Source organism: Pareuzebyella sediminis, assembly GCF_008367235.1.
Classification (GTDB): domain Bacteria; phylum Bacteroidota; class Bacteroidia; order Flavobacteriales; family Flavobacteriaceae; genus Pareuzebyella; species Pareuzebyella sediminis.
Genome location: NZ_VTZS01000005.1, coordinates 319,740 through 338,321 on the forward strand (window position 1 = coordinate 319,740; position 18,582 = coordinate 338,321).

Annotated in this window: 18 protein-coding genes; 7 read left to right on the top strand and 11 right to left on the bottom strand. The window is 39.7% G+C overall.

Annotated features, from left to right (window positions below):
- Window positions 1–4 precede the first annotated feature (4 nt).
- On the top strand, window positions 5–592 hold the full coding sequence (locus tag F2B13_RS17620) for an NUDIX hydrolase (RefSeq protein WP_149277429.1): 588 nt from the start codon (window positions 5–7) through the stop codon (window positions 590–592).
- 7 nt (window positions 593–599) lie between these two features.
- On the opposite strand, the gene F2B13_RS17625 is transcribed toward F2B13_RS17620, so the two are convergent.
- The 5 genes from F2B13_RS17625 to F2B13_RS17645 form a co-directional block, all read right to left on the bottom strand.
- The gene (locus tag F2B13_RS17625; RefSeq protein WP_149277430.1) at window positions 600–2,384 is read right to left on the bottom strand and encodes a M14 family metallopeptidase; all 1,785 of its coding nucleotides are present in this window, start codon (window positions 2,382–2,384) and stop codon (window positions 600–602) included.
- Window positions 2,385–2,488: 104 nt separating this feature from the next.
- Window positions 2,489–2,893, bottom strand: a complete 405-nt coding sequence (locus F2B13_RS17630; protein ID WP_149277431.1) for a response regulator — start codon at window positions 2,891–2,893, stop codon at window positions 2,489–2,491.
- On the bottom strand, window positions 2,880–4,778 hold the full coding sequence (locus F2B13_RS17635; RefSeq protein WP_232623076.1) for a PAS domain S-box protein: 1,899 nt from the start codon (window positions 4,776–4,778) through the stop codon (window positions 2,880–2,882). The genes F2B13_RS17630 and F2B13_RS17635 overlap by 14 nt, the downstream gene beginning before the upstream one ends.
- A gap of 180 nt (window positions 4,779–4,958) precedes the next feature.
- Window positions 4,959–5,426, bottom strand: coding sequence for a pantetheine-phosphate adenylyltransferase (coaD, locus tag F2B13_RS17640; protein WP_149277432.1), 468 nt, complete (start codon window positions 5,424–5,426; stop codon window positions 4,959–4,961).
- 89 nt (window positions 5,427–5,515) lie between these two features.
- Window positions 5,516–6,490, bottom strand: a complete 975-nt coding sequence (locus F2B13_RS17645) for a D-alanine--D-alanine ligase (RefSeq protein WP_149277433.1) — start codon at window positions 6,488–6,490, stop codon at window positions 5,516–5,518.
- 164 nt (window positions 6,491–6,654) lie between these two features.
- Between F2B13_RS17645 and F2B13_RS17650 the strand changes: the two genes are divergently transcribed.
- The 3 genes from F2B13_RS17650 to yaaA all read left to right on the top strand — a co-directional run bounded on the left by F2B13_RS17650 (window position 6,655) and on the right by yaaA (window position 9,143).
- Window positions 6,655–7,242 carry a PASTA domain-containing protein gene (locus F2B13_RS17650; RefSeq protein ID WP_149277434.1) on the top strand — a complete coding sequence of 196 codons (588 nt, stop codon included), beginning with the start codon at window positions 6,655–6,657 and terminating at the stop codon, window positions 7,240–7,242.
- 3 nt (window positions 7,243–7,245) lie between these two features.
- Window positions 7,246–8,274 carry an RluA family pseudouridine synthase gene (locus tag F2B13_RS17655; protein WP_149277435.1) on the top strand — a complete coding sequence of 343 codons (1,029 nt, stop codon included), beginning with the start codon at window positions 7,246–7,248 and terminating at the stop codon, window positions 8,272–8,274.
- A gap of 107 nt (window positions 8,275–8,381) precedes the next feature.
- A complete protein-coding gene (gene yaaA / locus F2B13_RS17660; RefSeq protein WP_149304774.1) occupies window positions 8,382–9,143 on the top strand; it encodes a peroxide stress protein YaaA in 762 nt (253 codons plus the stop codon).
- Between the two features lies 1 nt (window position 9,144).
- Here yaaA and F2B13_RS17665 read toward each other — a convergent pair whose 3' ends face one another.
- On the bottom strand, window positions 9,145–9,273 hold the full coding sequence (locus F2B13_RS17665) for a 30S ribosomal protein THX (RefSeq protein WP_149277437.1): 129 nt from the start codon (window positions 9,271–9,273) through the stop codon (window positions 9,145–9,147).
- Between the two features lie 178 nt (window positions 9,274–9,451).
- On the opposite strand from F2B13_RS17665, the gene F2B13_RS17670 reads away from it, so the two are divergent.
- Window positions 9,452–10,117 carry a uracil-DNA glycosylase family protein gene (locus F2B13_RS17670; protein ID WP_149304775.1) on the top strand — a complete coding sequence of 222 codons (666 nt, stop codon included), beginning with the start codon at window positions 9,452–9,454 and terminating at the stop codon, window positions 10,115–10,117.
- Window positions 10,118–10,432: 315 nt separating this feature from the next.
- Window positions 10,433–12,979 carry a phosphoenolpyruvate carboxylase gene (locus tag F2B13_RS17675; RefSeq protein ID WP_149304776.1) on the top strand — a complete coding sequence of 849 codons (2,547 nt, stop codon included), beginning with the start codon at window positions 10,433–10,435 and terminating at the stop codon, window positions 12,977–12,979.
- Between the two features lie 137 nt (window positions 12,980–13,116).
- On the opposite strand, the gene F2B13_RS20740 is transcribed toward F2B13_RS17675, so the two are convergent.
- The 3 genes from F2B13_RS20740 to F2B13_RS17685 all read right to left on the bottom strand — a co-directional run bounded on the left by F2B13_RS20740 (window position 13,117) and on the right by F2B13_RS17685 (window position 14,492).
- Complete coding sequence (locus F2B13_RS20740) at window positions 13,117–13,248, bottom strand: hypothetical protein (RefSeq protein WP_262713972.1); 132 nt, start codon at window positions 13,246–13,248, stop codon at window positions 13,117–13,119.
- Between the two features lie 471 nt (window positions 13,249–13,719).
- On the bottom strand, window positions 13,720–14,253 hold the full coding sequence (locus F2B13_RS17680) for a DinB family protein (protein WP_149277440.1): 534 nt from the start codon (window positions 14,251–14,253) through the stop codon (window positions 13,720–13,722).
- Window positions 14,254–14,261: 8 nt separating this feature from the next.
- Window positions 14,262–14,492: a hypothetical protein gene (locus tag F2B13_RS17685; protein WP_149277441.1), complete on the bottom strand. Its 231-nt coding sequence runs from the start codon at window positions 14,490–14,492 to the stop codon at window positions 14,262–14,264.
- Window positions 14,493–14,718: 226 nt separating this feature from the next.
- Here F2B13_RS17685 and F2B13_RS17690 point away from each other — a divergent pair, with 226 nt between their 5' ends.
- Window positions 14,719–16,464, top strand: a complete 1,746-nt coding sequence (locus F2B13_RS17690) for a RagB/SusD family nutrient uptake outer membrane protein (protein ID WP_149277442.1) — start codon at window positions 14,719–14,721, stop codon at window positions 16,462–16,464.
- A 9-nt stretch (window positions 16,465–16,473) separates the two neighbouring features.
- Here F2B13_RS17690 and trpA read toward each other — a convergent pair whose 3' ends face one another.
- Complete coding sequence (trpA, locus tag F2B13_RS17695) at window positions 16,474–17,238, bottom strand: tryptophan synthase subunit alpha (protein WP_149277500.1); 765 nt, start codon at window positions 17,236–17,238, stop codon at window positions 16,474–16,476.
- A gap of 67 nt (window positions 17,239–17,305) precedes the next feature.
- Window positions 17,306–18,487 (bottom strand): tryptophan synthase subunit beta, encoded by a 1,182-nt coding sequence (gene trpB / locus F2B13_RS17700; RefSeq protein ID WP_149277443.1) that lies wholly within the window; start codon window positions 18,485–18,487, stop codon window positions 17,306–17,308.
- Window positions 18,488–18,582: the final 95 nt, after the last annotated feature.

The window sequence follows — 18,582 nt, forward strand, 5'->3', positions numbered from 1 at the left end:
ACAAATGTATAAAGTTTTTGTTAACGAATCGCCGTTGATTTTAACAAATAAACTCTCCGAAACCGCAAATGGTGAATATTATTTGCTCAATGAAGATTCGATTCAAGACGCTATAAAGGCCTTGAAGAAAAAGAAAATCGAAGAAGCTTACATTTATCATCCCAACCACGAGGAAATACTTAAAAAGTTTACTAAAAAAATTCCTTTGACGGTGGCTGCCGGCGGTGTAGTAACGAATGCCAAAGGCAAAGTACTTTTCATTTACAGAAATGAGAAATGGGATCTGCCAAAAGGTAAACTCGACAAAGGCGAATCTATTGAAGATTGTGCCATTCGTGAGGTCATGGAGGAGACAGGAGTGAAAGGATTGAGAATCGAGAATTTTCTAAGAACTACTTACCATATTTATAAGAATAGTGGAGCCTATACTTTGAAAGAGGTGCATTGGTTTGCCATGAAAACAGATTATACCGGTAAACTGAGACCTGAAAAAAAGGAAGGAATAAAAAAAGTGAAATGGAAAGGCCCGAAAAAAATTCAGAAAGCTTTACAAAATTCCTATACCAATATTAAAATTCTATTCGGGGCTTAAAGAGGTCTTATTCACTGGTGTTTTTAATTACCCTATACACAGGGTATTGCATATGGGAAGCCTCATAATGTTCTGATTGTTTGAAAAGCCAATCGAGCTGAGCATACCAATCCTTGGAAAACTCGGGTTCTATGGTTTTTTTATGTTCAAACCTATTCCGTAAGTTTTCGTTTTCTTTTAAAAGTTGTAGTGCTTCATCCTCAAATACATAAGGTGAAAACCCTTCTTTTTGCTGCAAGATGGGATCGAAAAAGTTCCAATTAAAAAATGAATCGTGGGCCTGGGGTTCCAGGGTTTCCAATAAATAGCGCATGCCGTATTGTGCAATTGGTATAAAGAGGTCGCCTTGTTCGAATTGTTGCTCCCTTTGTGTACTGCTAACTTGGGTTTTGTAATGCGGGTAATGCCCCTCATAGGGAGACTTGACTGTCTGATAATCCTCAATTCGATACGATTCGACTCTGAACACGGAATCTTTTTGTAAAACCCTGTAGTCAATTTCATTTAAGTCTAACAATGAAATGACTTTTGTCCAACCTTTTTTAAGGAGGTACCCCTTGGGTATTTTGACCGAATCTTTAGGCTTGAAAAAATTTTGATACTGTATTTTTTTGGTGAATGGTTTACTACGATCATATTTCAAGCGCGGTAAACCGGTGACTTCACTTGTTAGGGTATCCGCTTTAAAGCCCTTAAAGCTTATCGTCGTGCTTTTAGTAGTATCTACCTCCCAAGAGACTGGATAATAGCGTAGCTGCTTTTGGAGATGATTCGCCTCTGTACGGAGAAGTTTTATTTTTTGATGGTCGGTTTCAACAATTTCGATCATTTTCTGCATCAGGGCATAGGTGCCTTCAACCCTTTGCCTGTACGGTTTTAGCATATGGGTTTCGACCATCATCCCGAGCGTATTCCATAGGGTGGTATAGCCTGTAGAATATCTGGGATAATCCATAAATTGTGAAAAACCTATTTCCGGGGGAGCATTGAATACATTGACATAGGGCGTGATCAACATATTATCTTCCATTAGGCCATTTTCGAGTGCTGGCATCATAATATCGTTCACAAAGTGACCGAGTTCGCCCCCTAATTTATTATGTTGTGTAAAAAGGTGGGTCAGGGTATATTGGTAATCGGCCCCATTGCTTACGTGATTGTCAATAAAAACGTCTGGTTTGATCAAATGAAATATTTTATAAAAAGTTCTAACGTTTTCAGTATCTCCCTTAATGAAATCGCGATTTAGATCATAATTGAGGGCATTACCCCGAAAACCATAGGATTTTGGCCCGTTTTGGTTGGCCCGGGTAGTGCTGTTACGGTTGAGTGACCCACCAATGTTAAAAATGGGAATAGTGACGAGTACCGTATTTTTAGGGGAGTTGATTTTGCCGGTTACAAGGTCGCGATACAAAAGCATTGTGGCGTCGATACCATCACTTTCACCCGGGTGAATACCATTGTTGATTAAAAGTATGCTCTTGTCGTTCCTTATTTTAGGAAAATTGAAATCACCCTCAGGGTTGTACGTTATGATGTGCAAAGGATAACCACTATCGGTTTCTCCGATTGTCTGCATATTGACCTCCGGAAAATCTTTGGCCAATCGGACATAAAAATCAATGGTCTCAAAATAGGTGGCCGTCTCTTTTCCTTCACTCAGCTCAAAATGTGTGGGGAAGCTCTCTGTGTTGTCAGGCGTATTGGTTTCACATGATACTAAGAACAGCGAGGCAATCCAAGCAATTTGCCATATTGGCTTCTTTAGAGGATAAAGTATAAAATACATTTCCTAAAATTAAACAAAAACCAAGTAGTTCAGATCAAAAACCGATGTTTCTAGACACTTAAATTTGGGAATATATTCAGCAGCCCCGTGGGTAATTGATGTAGTCAGGCTTTTTCTGTGATACGCCCGATCTGCTCTTTTCGTATCGGTTTGTTGTTGAAGGTAATCAAGTGCTTTGTCTTTTGTCTATAACTTTCCCATCGTTCTATATCCAAAGGGTCGATGGAGGAAGTAACAATATTGACACGTACCCTTTCTTCAATAGGTAAGGTTATAAATTCTTCTAGAAATTGCCAACCGTCCATTATGGGCATGTTGATATCCAAAAAAATGACATCTGGAATTTCTCCTTTGTCTTCAAAATCACTTTTGATTGCATCTAAGGCAACCTTTCCATTAGAATGGGAGCTTATATGGTTGCACTCAGCTACAAGACTCAACATTTTTCGTATACCGAATAGTACAATAGGGTCATCATCGATAATGCAGATATGATTAATTTGTTTCATTAAAATAGATGTTGAATGTGGTTCCCTTTCCTAGTTGGCTTGATACCGTGATTTTGCCGTTCATGGCTTCGATTTGATTTTTGGTAATGTAAAGCCCGATACCTCTGGCGTCGGGGTGATCATGAAAGGTTTTATACATGCCAAAGAGTTTGTCGCCATATTTTTTTAGGTCGATACCTAGGCCATTATCCGAGATAGAAAGAATGCAATAATTTTTTTCTCTACGTGCAGTGAGCGTAATTATAGGATCCCTCTCAGGATTTTTATACCTCACGGCATTGGTGATGAAGTTCATCAATACATTCTCCACGTAAGTGGGTACGCCTTTTATTTCGAGCTCTTCCGTAATTTTGTTTATAATCTTTGCGTTATTGTTTTTCAGAAAAGCGATGAGATTCTGTTCGACGACATGTATCTTATTATTAAGACTCACAGGTCTCTTTTTAAGGTTGACATTTGTATTAATGGCAACCACCTCGTTAAGATTTTCTAGTGTTTCTAGTAAATTATCAGAGGCATTGACCAACATCTTGATAATATTTTGCTTTTCAACTTCTTCTTTTTCGTGTACCAGAAAGTCGAGCAACATGGAAAAATTCGATGTATGGGAGCGAAGGTTGTGCGAGACAATATGCGCAAAATTGACCAATTTCTTGTTCTGAAGAGAGGTGACATTGATAAGATCTCGAAGTTCATCCTCTTTTCTCTTGATATCTGATATGTCTAAACTGATTCCGACTAGGCCGTAGGCTTTTCCGTCTTTATGTGATAGTGGAATCTTTGAAGTCAAAAAAGTAGTGACTTTCCCATCTTTAGTTCTACTTATGGTCTCCTTGCCCAGCATTGGATTTAGCGTTTCCATTACCATTATATCTTCATCTCGGGAGATTTGGGCCATGTCTTCATCGAAAAGATCAAAATCGCTTTTACCCAAAAGTTCTTCGGGGCTGTTTACGCCGAAATAATCACACTCAGCCTTGTTCACTAGAATTTTTCGTGAATCGATGTCCTTAATGTAAACATTTAAGGGCAAATTATTGATCAGGGTTCGCATGAGATCTTCACTGGCCTTTGTTTTGACCTCTGTTTGAATCTGGTCTTGAATATTCTGAAAAGTTCCTGCCAAGGAGACCAATTTTTGATTTTTGAAAATAGGCCTTCCAGCCGCCTGAACCCATATCTCTTTTCCTTTGGCGGTAATGATCTGCAATTTTTCGCTCCATGGCTCCCCACTTTCCATGGCTTTATGCACTATCAGGGAAATCGTATTTTTGCTATACCCTTCTTTATAAAAGTCAAAAGCGTTGTCCATTGAGGGTTCGAAATCGTTGCTTACCTCATGAATTTTTCTGGTCATATCACACCATAGAAGTTTATCCTCCTCGACGTTGTATTCCCACGTCCCTATTTCTCCTACTTCGGCGGTGACCTCTAAAAGTGATTGAAGTCTTTGAACACGTTCTTCTCTAAACTTGCTAAGCGTTATGTCTTGGGTTAATATAATTAGGCCAATAACATTTTCGCTTTCATCATACCAAGGGTTCCAGGTCCACTTAAAGAATTTATCTCCTGCAGCCGTTTGCAAGCTATACTCGATTTCTGATGAGGCGGCATCATCTTTAAAAGACTCTTCAAATTTACCTTCCAAGTTCTCCGATAGATGGGAAAATATAGAACCTATTTTCCTTCCAAATGTCAGACCTGGTTCCAACTCATGTGCTTTGAACCATTTATCGGAAGCATACACAACCTCAAACTTTTTGTTTATAAAAACAATAGCTTCAGGTAGTTGTTTGATTAGGTAGTTGTTGGTCTTGATTTGGGGTCCCTTCAACATCATAGAGAAATTTCCTACGAAGATAATGGGTTTTGTATTTAAAATCATAAGGTTTGTTGTGAACCTTAAGAAACTCGTTGTGTTAGGTTAGATTAACAGGGAATGGCTTAAAAAACAGAGAGTACTAGAAGGCTCTTTGTATTCTCCTATATGTTGTGGCAAGAACCTAAAAAATTCATATTGTAAGTTCTTGCTCACAATCCTTACAAGGGATGTTTCGAAATAGCTTTATTCATTTTTTCCTTGAAAACGTACCGTATCTGGAACGAGGCCCGTATAATCTCCTCCATTTCGAATAACATCACGTACGATGGAAGAGCTTATGTATGATTTTCCGGAGGAGGTCAAGAGAAAAACAGTTTCAATTTCCGACAATTTTCGATTGGTATGTGCAATAGCTTTTTCAAATTCAAAATCGGCCGGGTTTCGTAGGCCTCGTAAAATAAAACCTGCATCCATTTTTTTGCAAAAATCGACGGTTAGACCTTGATAGGTAAGCACCTTTATTTTTTTTTCTTCTTTGAAGGCCTCTTGGATAAACTGTTTGCGTTGATCCAAGGTGAACATATATCGTTTTTCTGCATTGATGCCTATGGCAATAATCAGTTCATCAAATACTGTAATGCCTCTTTGTATTATATCATAGTGCCCTAAGGTCAGTGGATCGAAAGAACCCGGAAAAATTGCGCGTTTCATCGGTTACATTTACGATTTAGGTCATTTTTAATTTATTGAGAACTCTTTTAGTATAATTGCTGTCAATGACCATTTAAAGGTACCCTTTTTTATTTTAAAGCTTCATCTACCGCGCAACCGAAGAGTTCGGTCAACGATATACCCGCCGTTTTAGCCTGTTGAGGTAAGATACTCTCGGTAGTTAAACCAGGTGTGGTATTCATTTCTAGCATGTAAGGCTCATTGTCAACGAAGATGAACTCACTACGTGAGTAACCTTTCATTTTTAGTATCTCGTAGGCTTTTTGCGCTATATCCGTAACTTTTTTGGCCTGCTCTTCCGAAATTCTTGCCGGGGTTATTTCTTGGGATTGACCTTGGTATTTCGCTGCGTAGTCAAAGAAATCGTTATCGGAAACAATCTCTGTTATTGGTAATACTTTACTTTTTCCTTTATAGGTAATAACTCCTACCGAAACTTCCGTGCCCTCCAAGAACGCTTCGATGAGAATTTCATCATCCTCTTGGTAGGCCTTTTCTATTGCTGTCGGTAATTCTTTTTTTGAATATACTTTTGAAATACCAAAACTACTGCCCGCTTTATTGGCTTTAACAAAACATGGTAGCCCCACCGCATTCAATATTTCTTCGGTCTTCACTTCGTCTCCTTTGTTAAGGTAATAAGAAGGTGCGGCCTTAATACCATAGGGTTTGAGAACACTGAGTAGGTCACGTTTATTAAAGGTGAGGGCGGATTGATAATAGTTACAGGAGGTTTGTGGTATACCTAGTAATTCGAAGTAGGCCTGCATGAGGCCATCCTCTCCAGGGGTACCATGAATGGCATTAAACACGCAATCAAAGGTAATCTTGCCAATAGGTGAGTCTACCGAAAAGTCGTGACGATTTACCGGGTGTTCCTGTTCATCGGTATCGACATACACCCATTTGTCTTTGAGAATATGAATCCGGTAGGTATTGAAACGAGACTGGTCCAAATAGTGGTGCACTACATTACCACTTTGCAGCGAAATCTCGAATTCACTGGAATAGCCTCCCATGATAATGGCAATATTTTTCTTCATAGCATCGTTTTCTTAGTTACCTGGTTCAAAGTAAAGAAAAAGCTTCCGATTTCTATTTCAATAGGTTTGTTTTTTGTTTGGCGGGATAGTAGATACATACAAATTAAAATAGACTTCAATTCGTAAGGAGCATTACTTATATTTGTCAGATCAAAAACAATTGGATGCGCAACTTTTTCAATTTTCTTAGAAGCAAAGTTTTTTTAATTCAGCTTGGACTTGCTTTATTGGTTTCTATTCTGCTGATTTTCTTGGTGTTGAGGTGGTTGAACAGCACCACCAATCATGGTGAATTTGTAGAGGTACCCGATTTTTCAAAAATGTCCGTCCCGGAAATGAGAGCGTCTATTGCAGAGGTTGGCTTGAGATATGAGGTCTTGGATTCTGCTAATTTCAATCCCGAGTACCCTCGATTTTCTATTATAGAACAGAATCCTCCTGCAGGAAATAAGGTTAAGGAAAATAGAAAAATTTATTTTACTGTAAACCCTTCTGGTTATAAAAAGGTAACAGTTCCAAAAATCATTCAAGTAACCCAAAGAAATGCCGCCTCGATGTTAAGGGCGGTCGGTCTTGATGTGGCCCGTGTAACTTATATCGATGAATTGGGAAAAGATATGGTGTATCAACTTAAGCACAAGGGAAAATATATTAAGCCAGGGGATAAACTGCCCAAAACTTCTAAGGTCGAACTCATCTGCGGTAACGGTACCATTCCCGAAGAGGCTAGAATTCAGGCAGATTCGGAATAAATTATGAAGTCAGAAGATGATAGCTTAGACCAAAACGACGACGAACTTTTTGAGCATTATAGATTTGTGGCCTCGAAAGGCCAAGAGCCTTTGAGGGTCGACAAATTTTTAATGAACTTTATTGAGTATGCCACCCGAAATAAAATTCAGCAGGCGGCTAAAAATGGTCATATTTGGGTGAACGGGGGCATCGTAAAACAAAACTACAAGGTCAAGCCTGACGATGAGGTCAAGGTACTCTTTGAGCATCCACCGCATGAGTTTTTATTGGTTCCCGAAGACATACCTTTAGATATTGTCTATGAAGACGAGGTACTACTGGTTGTAAACAAACCAGCTGGAATGGTCGTGCACCCAGGTCATGGCAATTATTCAGGAACCCTGATCAATGCCCTTTTGCACCATATTGATAATCTTCCTGCCAACAGTAATGAAAGACCCGGATTGGTGCACCGTATCGATAAGGATACCTCAGGGTTATTGGTCGTTGCAAAGACCGAATCGGCAATGACACATTTGGCAAAGCAGTTCTTCGATAAAACATCGGAACGCGAGTATATCGCACTGGTTTGGGGCGATGTTGAGCAAGACGAGGGTACAATTGAGGGAAATATTGCACGTAACCCCAAAAATAGGCTACAAATGCAAGTTTTTCCTGAAGGAAACGAAGGCAAAGAAGCGGTTACACATTATAAAGTTCTCGAACGTTTCGGTTATGTTTCGCTGGTCTCCTGCAAATTGGAGACTGGTCGTACCCATCAGATACGTGTACACATGAAGTATATAGGCCATACGCTCTTTAATGATGAGCGATATGGGGGCGAAAAGATTCTAAAAGGTACGACTTTTACCAAATATCGGCAGTTCGTCGATAATGCTTTTAAAATCTTACCAAGGCAGGCTCTGCATGCAAAAACATTAGGTTTTGTCCACCCCATAACGGGTAAGCATATGCGATTTGATTCGGAAATTCCCGAAGATATGTCAGATTGTATAGATAAGTGGCGTCATTACGCCCAACATACCCGATAAGTATATTGATTTCGTTGATAGCACTATTGATAACTCTTTGTGGTGGGCATAGGTATTCCCAAAAAATGGCACTATTTTTAGGCTTATTATAAAGCATTCAAACTGTTATGAAAATAGTCGTTTCTCCGGCAAAATCGTTGGATTTCGAATCAAAATACCCTGATGTTGAAATTTCTCAGCCCCAATTTCTAAATGAGGCGGTAAAATTGAACAAAATACTGGCAAAGAAGAAGCCTAAGGCCCTGTCTGATTTAATGTCAATATCTTCTAACCTGGCCGAACTGAACTGGGAACGCAACCAGCGTTTTGAAGTACCCTTTACACTTCAAAATGCCAGACCGGCCATATATGCGTTCAACGGTGATGTCTACCAAGGGCTCGATGCCTATACGATGCCAGTAGAAGACATGAAAAAGCTACAGGATGTCTTAAGAATTTTATCGGGCTTATATGGTCTTCTGAGACCAATGGACCTTATACAGCCTTACAGATTGGAGATGGGTACCAAATTGAAAGTGGGGCGAAAAAAAGATTTGTACGAATTCTGGAAAAAGACTCTTACCGAGAAATTGAATTCAGAAATGAAGGATGATGAGCTGTTCATTAATTTGGCAAGTAACGAGTACTTTGGTGCTATTGATACCAAAAAACTAAAAGTTCCTGTGGTAACGCCAATTTTTAAAGACTGGAAGAACGATAAACTTAAAATCATTAGTTTTTATGCCAAGAAGGCAAGAGGAGCAATGGTGCGCTATATTGTCGATAATGATATAACTACTATGGAGGCCCTTAAAGGTTTTGACTATGACGGCTATATGTTTAGTAAGGAGCGTACGTTGAAAGAAAACGAACCGGTTTTTATTCGGTAGTTCATTTCTTTTTCTTAATTCCAATTTTTTCTTCTACAGTCGGTCTACGTTTGATTTTACGTGGTCTTCGAGAGCCATATGACCTATTGGCAATTTTGCCCCTTCTTGATTTTTTGTCTCCTTTACCCATGGCTATCCTTTATATTTTTCTGAAATTACATCTTTAAATTCAAAATGTCAAATGAGCACGTTTGGCCTATTGGGCTACACTTGCATTCAATATTAAAGTTTTAGGATACGATCACAGAATTTTAAATCTGCAATTTTGATATTTGTGTTATTGATGACAATTTTCAACAGCATATAGTTTGTTTTTACATACCCACCCGTATAGACCCTTCATTTCTGAAAAGAGTACCAAATTAGTGGTGGGTACCCTTCCACCACCTCGATTCACTACTAGAGAACTTAAACAGGATGATGTCGATTTTTGCTATGGTAGTCGCAATGGAATGTTATGGCCGATTCTTGACCGTATTTTTGATCTCGGGTTGAAGTATGAGAATACCCCGCTAGCCATAGCACAACGAAAGAAATTTTTATTGGCACGAAAAATAGGTATTTGCGATATTGTAGCAAAGGCCGAGCGCATTACATTAGATGCTTCCGATTTGGGGATGCTTAATGTGGAACTACGTGATTTAGTGTCTTATCTTCAGAAGTTTGAAAATTTGAAAACGGTTCTTTTTATGGGTGGAAACAGTAAAAACGGTCCCGAATATTTCTTTAGAAAACTTCTTAAAAGTTATGGTGTGAAATTGGAGAGGGTCTCTGATAAAATACCGAGAATCCATCGTTTTGCACTTCCTAAATCTGATCGTGAGATTAAGACGGTATCTTTAATAGCACCATCCGGTGCAGCAAATAGGGCCGTAGGTAGCTTGACCGCCTATAAAAAAATAAAAGAGAACAACCCGCACTACAATACCATGGATTTTAGGGTGGACCAATATCGTCCGGTTTTTTTGGAATGAATAGCCAGAGGCGGAGAACGAAAGAACTTTGTTCTATTACCATTTCCAACTAAAAAGAGCCGGATCAATTAGATCAAGCTCTTTTACGAGAACACTATATGAAAATGAAAAAATTTGCTTTTTGTTTTTGAGAACAGGATAAAAGTATAACCAAGGTAGAGGTCGACGAAATTATTGTTGTGAACTCTGTTGTTTTTGTGGTGTACATAGACTATTTTGTTATATGAAAAATTGTTCCGATCAAGAATCACGGAATAATACGATATTTATGGGCCATTTGGCAAATCGATAACAAAAAGCTATTAGAACCATTTTATGCAACAATCGGAAAGATTAATTGAATTCAAGAAATCAGTAAACAACAAGTTCAACGTATATAACAGTCTCTTTTTAAACTTACCCTATCGCAATATCGAGAATGTGGGTATGTTGATTCCTTTATTGTTAGACCAATGTCAAAAAGGACTAGCCGCAGGTCTGAACCCTCAAGAAATTCTTGAGGCCTTTTTTCAAAACTTTGCCAATATCGAATCGGAAAAGGAGCGAATAGATTTTATGTTCCGTATTATTCAGTATGTAGAACGTCAGGTTGTTTTGTACGATAGTGTTGAAGATGCCGCTTTCCCAAAATTACAGACACATAGAAGATCTTTATCTATCAAAGACTATTTTGAACTGGTCGATAAGAACAAAAGTTGGGACAAGGTTTCCAAGAAGCTTTCGACTTTTAGTGCACGTATCGTTTTAACGGCTCATCCTACACAGTTCTATACTCCAGCAATACTTGATATTATTGCAGATCTTAGATCCTTAATTCTTGAAGACCGCATAGACGAAATCGATGTTACCTTACAACAACTGGGGCTCACATCCCTTATAAATGCCAAGAAACCGACGCCTTTGGATGAGGCTAAGAATATTATCTATATTCTTCGTCACATTTACTATGATGCCGTGGGTGATCTCTATGCCTATATCAAGGAAAATATTCATAAAGACGATTTTGAGAATCACAACATTGTGAAACTGGGGTTTTGGCCCGGGGGCGATAGGGATGGTAATCCTTTTGTTACCGCAGATATCACTAAAGACGTTGCCGACGAACTTCGCATCAACCTTATGAAGTGCTATTACAATGACTTAAAGCGTATTCAGAAGAAACTCACCTTCAAAGATGTTCAAGAACCGATTAGACAGTTAAGGGGTCACTTGTATACCGCCATGTTCGATACCAAAAAAACTGTCAAGTTTGAAGATATTCTCGAGCCTCTATTGACCATTAGAGCTCTTTTGGTCGAAAAATATCATAGTATTTATTTGAAAGAACTAGATCATTATATAGATAAGGTTAAAATATTTAAGACACACTTTACCACCTTGGATATTCGGCAAGACCATAGTAAACATAAGATGGTCGTTGAAACAATTCTCAAGAAGAATAATTTGATTAAAGAACATCTTGATGAGCTTTCAGAGGATGAACTGGTCAATATTCTTATCAATACGAAAATTACGTTAAATGCCGATGATTACGATGAAGATATAGTCAAAGATACTATTGTAAATATCTCACAATTGGAAGGTATTCAGGCAACTAATGGCGAAGAGGGTTGTAATCGATATATTATTAGCAATTCGGAAGATATTTTTTCGGTACTCTTTGTATATGGCCTTTTCAGGTGGTGTGGATGGGATAACAAAGCCATCACTTTCGATATCATTCCTCTTTTTGAGACGATGAAGGGGATGGATGGTTCGGAGGAGACGATGCGGATCTTGTTCGATTTGCCTGAGTACCGACAGCATTTAGCGCGTAGGGGCGATAAACAGACTATTATGTTAGGTTTTTCCGATGGTACGAAAGATGGTGGCTACTTAAGGGCGAACTGGTCGATACTAAAGACGAAGGAAAGTTTATCAAAGATTTGTTCCAATAATGGTGTCAGTGCGATATTCTTTGATGGTAGGGGAGGCCCACCGGCGAGAGGAGGTGGTAAAACCCATCGTTTTTACGCTGCCCAGACCAAAGGTATTGCCAACAATGAAATACAATTGACAATTCAAGGTCAAACCATTACAAGTACTTATGGCACTAAGGAACATTTTATACATAATTGTGAACAATTGATGACCGCAGGTCTTTCCAATAACCTCTTTGGGAAAGAAAATGTCATTTCGAGCGCCCATCGAAAACTGATCGAAGAGCTTTCCGATTTGAGTTTTGAAAAATACGATGCCTTGAAAAAGCATGAAATGTTCATCCCCTATCTTGAAAATAGAAGTACGCTGAAGTTTTACCAAAAAGCGAATATCGGTAGTAGACCTGGCAAAAGGGGAAATAAGAAGCAGTTAGAGCTCACAGACCTTCGTGCAATATCTTTCGTAGGTTCATGGAGCCAACTTAAGCAGAACGTTCCTGGTTATTTTGGAATAGGTACAGCTATTAACACTTTAAAGCAGCAGGGAAGGTTAAAGGAAATAAAAAAGCTTTATAAAGAAGTGCCTTTCTTCAAAGCTTTGATGCTCAATAGTATGATGTCTTTGTCAAAATGTTATTTTGAATTGACCAGTTATATGAAAGAAGATGAGAAATATGGTGCTTTCTGGCAAATACTTCACGATGAATTTGAACTATCTAAGAAGATGTTGTTGACGATTTCGGGAAGCAAGGTTTTGATGGAAAATGAAGCGGTTTCTCGCGAGTCTATAAAAATAAGGGAAAGCATCGTACTTCCTTTGTTAGTAATTCAGCAATATGCCTTGCAGAAAATTGGGCAAAAAACCGAACACGATGCGTTATATGAGAAAATAGTTACTAGGTCATTATACGGAAATATTAATGCCAGTAGAAATTCGGCCTAGCTCTGAACAAGTATGAACATTGAAAACCCGTTTGGCCTTTGACCTTACGGGTTTTTTTGGAGGTAAAAATGGACAAGCCCCGAAATCATTGAAAACAATTTCAGGACTTGACTCTTTATTTTAAAAAGTGTAAAACTCTACTGTTTATTGCGTTGTTCATTAATCGTTCTATCGTTAATATCGAACTTGTCGTTTCTATTTTTAGTATTTCCGGTAGGATTCGTGGGATCGTGTTGTTCCTTCTTCCTTTTAAATCTCTTATCATTCATAATTCCCATATCTTGTTTTTATGATTAATACCTAATATAGGAAATAGGGGTGAATACATGCGTTAAAACCTTTTTAAAATGTTGTTAAAATATTGATAAACAGATAGTTATGTGTTTTTTTTGAAAAATACCGTGCTCCTTTGTTACAAACCGACCAATAGTTCGTTCCCTATAATCATATCAACCTGGTGTGATACGACTAAAATGAGAAAAATTGTGATCGAACATATGATTCCATTCTCAACTCTTCTTGCTAACCGCTTCCACATAAGTCAAACCGAGTGGCTGTAGATTTGCATGGCAACTTAAAAAAAACATGCTATATATAGGGGGAATTGTCATCCCTATATGGGAGATGGTAGCATGCTTTGCTAGAGTACATTCGCTATACAATCAATAAGGGGGTATGCTTCCCTTTATGGTGCTATGCGGTTACCAGAAGATGATTGGCACATGAAAAAGGCAGGGTCATTATTTTGCCTCATCCGTCTTTAGAACACTTATTGTCACCAATAATTGACCGAAATGACGTTGAGCGTGTTCCGCGGCATGAAATAAAAGACCGATAACCGTGCTCGGCAATTTTTTTCTACCCACCGTTCTTTTTTCGGTCAAAATGGATTCTGGGAGTGTTTTAAAATAGTCTACGGCCTCTTCGACCTTTTCATCGAAGGAGTCTACCAGTTGTTTTGTCGTCAGCTTCTCATTTGATAGCCCTTCCTTTTTGAGATAGGCGAATTGTGCTTTTGACAGCGGTCTTTCTTTATCATATGCGAGCATTCGGTCAAGTACGCCTGTTAGGTGCTGTAAATGAAAACCTATCGATGCCCTTCCGCAGGGTTCGGACCATAGCAACTTATCAGGGAAATTTTCAGTGTGTTTGCGAAGATCTTCCCTGACTTGTAATAGGGCATGGGCGGCAGGTTGCAAATAACTTGAAATATCAGGTAAGGGCCCCCGAAGCCAAACTTCATATTGTTCTTCATTACCCGAAGAGTATGCCATGATTGAATTTATTTTGTAGTGCGTAGCGTTTTGACTTTTAAGATAAGCAGGCGAAACAAAAGTACCCAAGGGAAGCCGTGGAGTAGAACATCGAACCAATCGATGAATTTCATTCCCGTAGCACCGCCCCATACCCACTGTATTTTACCCCAAATATGGGGTTCGGGAATGAAAGGTGCAAGCCCAAGGGTAAGGCACAGGAGACTGACTATTTTCCAATCATTTATAGCTTCCTTCATAACGTCTTTGCTTTCATTTGCTGATCGAACATTCGATTTGGCATTTACCCACCTACCAATAGTATCGACAAAAGTATTAAAAGGGGTAGTACATCTATCCAATTTTAAAATATGAATTCCTCGAGTTTCACAGGTGTAAAAATAACGCCAAATTATTTTTGGTATAGTGTAGAAGCGATTCAAATTTAAAATAGCTTTATGGCCAAAAAATAACCCTATTGATTTAATGAGAAATAATGTTTGGTTATATTTCATTTTAGCCCTATTACTGGCTTGTGACCAGAACGATGAAATAGTGGATGAACCCACGGTTGAGGTCGGGACTCTCGAAATTCATATCACGGCCGAAGAAGCCTTTGTTTCCGGGTTCGAAGTGTCGGTTTCACCAGGGCAGCCATCTAAAGTTTCTACAGATGATGGCCCGATTACCTACACCGATCTTGCTATAGGAATTTATGAAATTACTATCGAAAATAGCGAAAGTGGGGAATCCTTTAGCCGGAGTGTAACGGTGACGACCAATAACACTATTCGTGTAGAGTTTGTAGTTGTAGCACCTTCTCAACCAATTCAGGAAACTCCGTTAAGCCTTCAAACCCTTTTATCGGATTCTTATGCGATTCTAAGGTCAATTTTCGACGCTGATGGTTATATTTTTTATTGGGGCGATATCGGCACTGATATCCTACGTGATAATCCCATGGAAGATTCTAGCGCCTACCCCTTTGATAACTATGTTTTTGATTCAAGTAATTATACTATTAATGAGTTCTGGTCTAGGCATTATCAGGCCATATCCCTATTGAATAGGGGTTTGGCCGCATTAGGTTCAGGAGAATACGATAAGGAAGAAGAGATAGATAGTGTTGAGGTAAGTGGGGAGTTAAGGTTTTTACGCGCATTATACTACTTTAATTTGGTAAAGATGTTCGGAAACCCGGTGGTAGTAAATAGCTATGTCAATAATCTTGATATTCAACCGGTTTTTGAGCAAGGTGGTCTTGAAACATATGAATTGATCGTCGATGATCTACAAGCAGCAATTTCAAGCCTTCCCTTTAGTTACACAAGCAATAAAGCCTCCAGGGCAGCTGCACAAGCGCTTTTAGGAAAGGTCTATTTGCAAATGGCCGGTTTTCCCCTACTTCAGACAGATAAGTATGTTTTGGCCAAGGACCAATTGACGCCCCTGGTGGGATTGTATCAACTAGAGGAAAATTATGCGGATGTATTCGCAATTTCCAACGAAAATGCAAATACGGAAGTTATTTTTACGATAGCTTATGGGTCTTCAGAAGCTGCTAATGGTAGCAATTATGGCGTGATTTGGGGGCCGATGGGAGCCGTCAAAAATGACCGTTTACTTTTGGTACCGGATTTTCCGGAAATCTATTTGTACGGTGACGAGACGTTTGACGATCCGGTTAGTTTTCCAATTGGTTTGGTTGACCGGCGTTTTGAAATAAATGTGGCTACTTTTAAAAGGGAAGGTGGTATGCGGATAGACTTGGAGGAAAGAAATAATTGGAGGCCTTTTAAATGGAACCAAAATTTGTCGTCCGTGGACTATGATTCTGGGGGTTTTGATTTTCCTTATTTGCGCTATGCAGATGTGCTTCTCATGTTGGCCGAAATAGAAAATCAATTGAACGGTCCCACGGCTTACGCCTTGGATTTGATCAATCAGGTCAGGTACAGGGCATTTGGGCCCGGTAATGGCAATATTGAATCGGGATTAAGCCAAGCAGGGCTTTTTGAGCTAATCTTGGAGGAAAGAAAACGTGAATTTTGTTTTGAGGGCCATCGAAAGGACGACCTAATTCGGACCCAAAGATTAGAGATGACCATAAGCGACTATAATATGGCCAATCCTCAAGACAGCAGAGATTTTCAGATCCATGAATATTTGTGGCCTATCCCAGATAGTGAAATCAACACGAACCCCAACGTGGTACAAAATCCAGGATACTAAATTCTTTACTTATTTTCTGATTCCCTTAACGAAAGATTCCACATTTTTAGGTCCTTCTGCCATTACATGTTTGATGAACGCCGATCCGATGATGGCACCATGGGCTGACTTGGTCGCTTGTTGAAAAGTTTCCTTATTGCTGATGCCAAAGCCGACAATCTGGTGGTTTGAAAGGTTCATGTCTGCGATACGTTTGAAGTACCGTTGTTGTTCTTCCCCAAAACCGGATTTGGCACCGGTTACGCTTGCAGAACTTACCATGTAAATGAAACCTTTCGACACGCTATCGATGAACCGGATGCGTTCTTCAGAGGTCTGCGGAGTAATTAAAAAGATATTTATCAGTCCATATTTTTCGAAAATGGGCTGATATTCAGAATGATAGACGTCGACCGGTAAATCGGGTATAATGAGCCCATCTATGCCGATATCCTTACATTTTCTACAAAAATCTTCGACACCGTATTTTAGTATGGGATTGAAATACCCCATAATGATAAGGGGAATAGCAACAGATTTGCGAATATCTTCTAGCTGTTCAAAAAGAATTTTGGTCGTCATTCCATTCTTAAGTGCCTGGGTCGAACTTTTTTGAATCGTAGGACCATCGGCCAAGGGGTCGCTAAAGGGAAGGCCTATTTCAATAAAATCTACTCCGCTTTTTTCCAAATCTTGAATAAGGGGCACGGTATCGTTCAATGATGGAAACCCTGCCGTAAAATAGATGGATAGTAGTTTATGATTTTCCTGAAGCTTCTGCTGTATTCGATTCATTTTGATAGGCGTGTCGGAAATGGGATCTTGAATTTTTGTCATTGATGGGTGGGCTTATGTTTACTTTCTAGAGTCCAAAATAGTCTATATACGTTTCTAGGTCTTTGTCGCCCCGCCCGGAGAGGTTCACGACCACGATGTCATCAGGGTTGAACTTTCGTTGTTCAAAAATCGCTAAGGCATGCGACGATTCTATTGCTGGAATAATACCTTCGGTCTTGCAGAGGTTCAAACCGGCTTTCATGGCATCGTCGTCAGTAATGCTAATAAATTCAGCCCTTCCGGATCGATATAGGTGGGCGTGCATCGGACCCACACCGGGATAGTCCAACCCTGCAGAAATGGAATAGGGTTCCGTAATCTGCCCATCGGTAGTCTGCATCAATAGGGTTTTGCTTCCATGAATGATGCCTACCTTTCCCAAAGCCGATGTAGCAGCACTTTCCCCTGTATCGATACCTTTTCCGGCCGCTTCGACGGCAATGATTCCCACTTCTTCATTGTCTAGATAATGATAATAGGCACCTGCGGCATTGCTGCCGCCACCGACACAGGCTACGACGTAATCAGGGTTCTCACGGCCTTCTTTCTCTTTCAATTGCCATTTGATCTCTTCAGAAATGACCGACTGAAATCGGGCGACCATATCCGGATAGGGGTGTGGCCCAACGACCGACCCGATAATATAATGGGTATCGACCGGGTTATTTATCCAATCACGAATGGCCTCGTTTGTAGCGTCTTTTAACGTCCGACTGCCCGATAGGGCCGGTCTTACTTCAGCACCCAACATTTTCATTCGTGCGACGTTAGGAGCTTGGCGTGCAATATCGATCTCGCCCATATATACCACACATTCAATTCCCATAAGGGCACATACGGTGGCCGTGGCCACCCCGTGCTGTCCTGCACCGGTTTCGGCGATAATACGATTCTTACCCAATTTTTTGGCCATTAAAATTTGACCAATGGTATTATTGACCTTATGCGCTCCGGTATGGCAAAGGTCTTCCCGTTTGAGGTAGACCTTCGTATGGTACTTGTTCGAAAATCGCTCCCCAAAATATAACGGTGTCGGCCGACCCACATAGTCCTTAAGTAATTTAGAGAATTCTTCTTTGAAAGAAGGCTCTTGCATAATCTGGATGTATTGCCGACGAAGTTCTTCGGTATTCGGGTAGAGCATTTCAGGGATAAATGCTCCCCCGAATTCTCCGTAATATCCTTTTTCGTTTGCGTGATATGACATATCTAATTTTATTGTTCCCACCAAGTGGAAAATCTGTTTCAGAACACTTAGCTTAACTAAAACCCACAGGTTCTAAGCGGTATTCCCTAAAGTTT

What these genes read in the sequence shown, in the direction of transcription:
- F2B13_RS17620 (WP_149277429.1), top strand. Translation starts at nt 5, where the DNA reads ATGTATAAAGTTTTTGTTAACGAATCGCCGTTGATTTTAACAAATAAA.
- F2B13_RS17625 (WP_149277430.1), bottom strand. Translation starts at nt 2,384, where the DNA reads ATGTATTTTATACTTTATCCTCTAAAGAAGCCAATATGGCAAATTGCT.
- F2B13_RS17630 (WP_149277431.1), bottom strand. Translation starts at nt 2,893, where the DNA reads ATGAAACAAATTAATCATATCTGCATTATCGATGATGACCCTATTGTA.
- F2B13_RS17635 (WP_232623076.1), bottom strand. Translation starts at nt 4,778, where the DNA reads ATGATTTTAAATACAAAACCCATTATCTTCGTAGGAAATTTCTCTATG.
- coaD (WP_149277432.1), bottom strand. Translation starts at nt 5,426, where the DNA reads ATGAAACGCGCAATTTTTCCGGGTTCTTTCGATCCACTGACCTTAGGG.
- F2B13_RS17645 (WP_149277433.1), bottom strand. Translation starts at nt 6,490, where the DNA reads ATGAAGAAAAATATTGCCATTATCATGGGAGGCTATTCCAGTGAATTC.
- F2B13_RS17650 (WP_149277434.1), top strand. Translation starts at nt 6,655, where the DNA reads ATGCGCAACTTTTTCAATTTTCTTAGAAGCAAAGTTTTTTTAATTCAG.
- F2B13_RS17655 (WP_149277435.1), top strand. Translation starts at nt 7,246, where the DNA reads ATGAAGTCAGAAGATGATAGCTTAGACCAAAACGACGACGAACTTTTT.
- yaaA (WP_149304774.1), top strand. Translation starts at nt 8,382, where the DNA reads ATGAAAATAGTCGTTTCTCCGGCAAAATCGTTGGATTTCGAATCAAAA.
- F2B13_RS17665 (WP_149277437.1), bottom strand. Translation starts at nt 9,273, where the DNA reads ATGGGTAAAGGAGACAAAAAATCAAGAAGGGGCAAAATTGCCAATAGG.
- F2B13_RS17675 (WP_149304776.1), top strand. Translation starts at nt 10,433, where the DNA reads ATGCAACAATCGGAAAGATTAATTGAATTCAAGAAATCAGTAAACAAC.
- F2B13_RS20740 (WP_262713972.1), bottom strand. Translation starts at nt 13,248, where the DNA reads ATGAATGATAAGAGATTTAAAAGGAAGAAGGAACAACACGATCCCACG.
- F2B13_RS17680 (WP_149277440.1), bottom strand. Translation starts at nt 14,253, where the DNA reads ATGGCATACTCTTCGGGTAATGAAGAACAATATGAAGTTTGGCTTCGG.
- F2B13_RS17685 (WP_149277441.1), bottom strand. Translation starts at nt 14,492, where the DNA reads ATGAAGGAAGCTATAAATGATTGGAAAATAGTCAGTCTCCTGTGCCTT.
- F2B13_RS17690 (WP_149277442.1), top strand. Translation starts at nt 14,719, where the DNA reads ATGAGAAATAATGTTTGGTTATATTTCATTTTAGCCCTATTACTGGCT.
- trpA (WP_149277500.1), bottom strand. Translation starts at nt 17,238, where the DNA reads ATGAATCGAATACAGCAGAAGCTTCAGGAAAATCATAAACTACTATCC.
- trpB (WP_149277443.1), bottom strand. Translation starts at nt 18,487, where the DNA reads ATGTCATATCACGCAAACGAAAAAGGATATTACGGAGAATTCGGGGGA.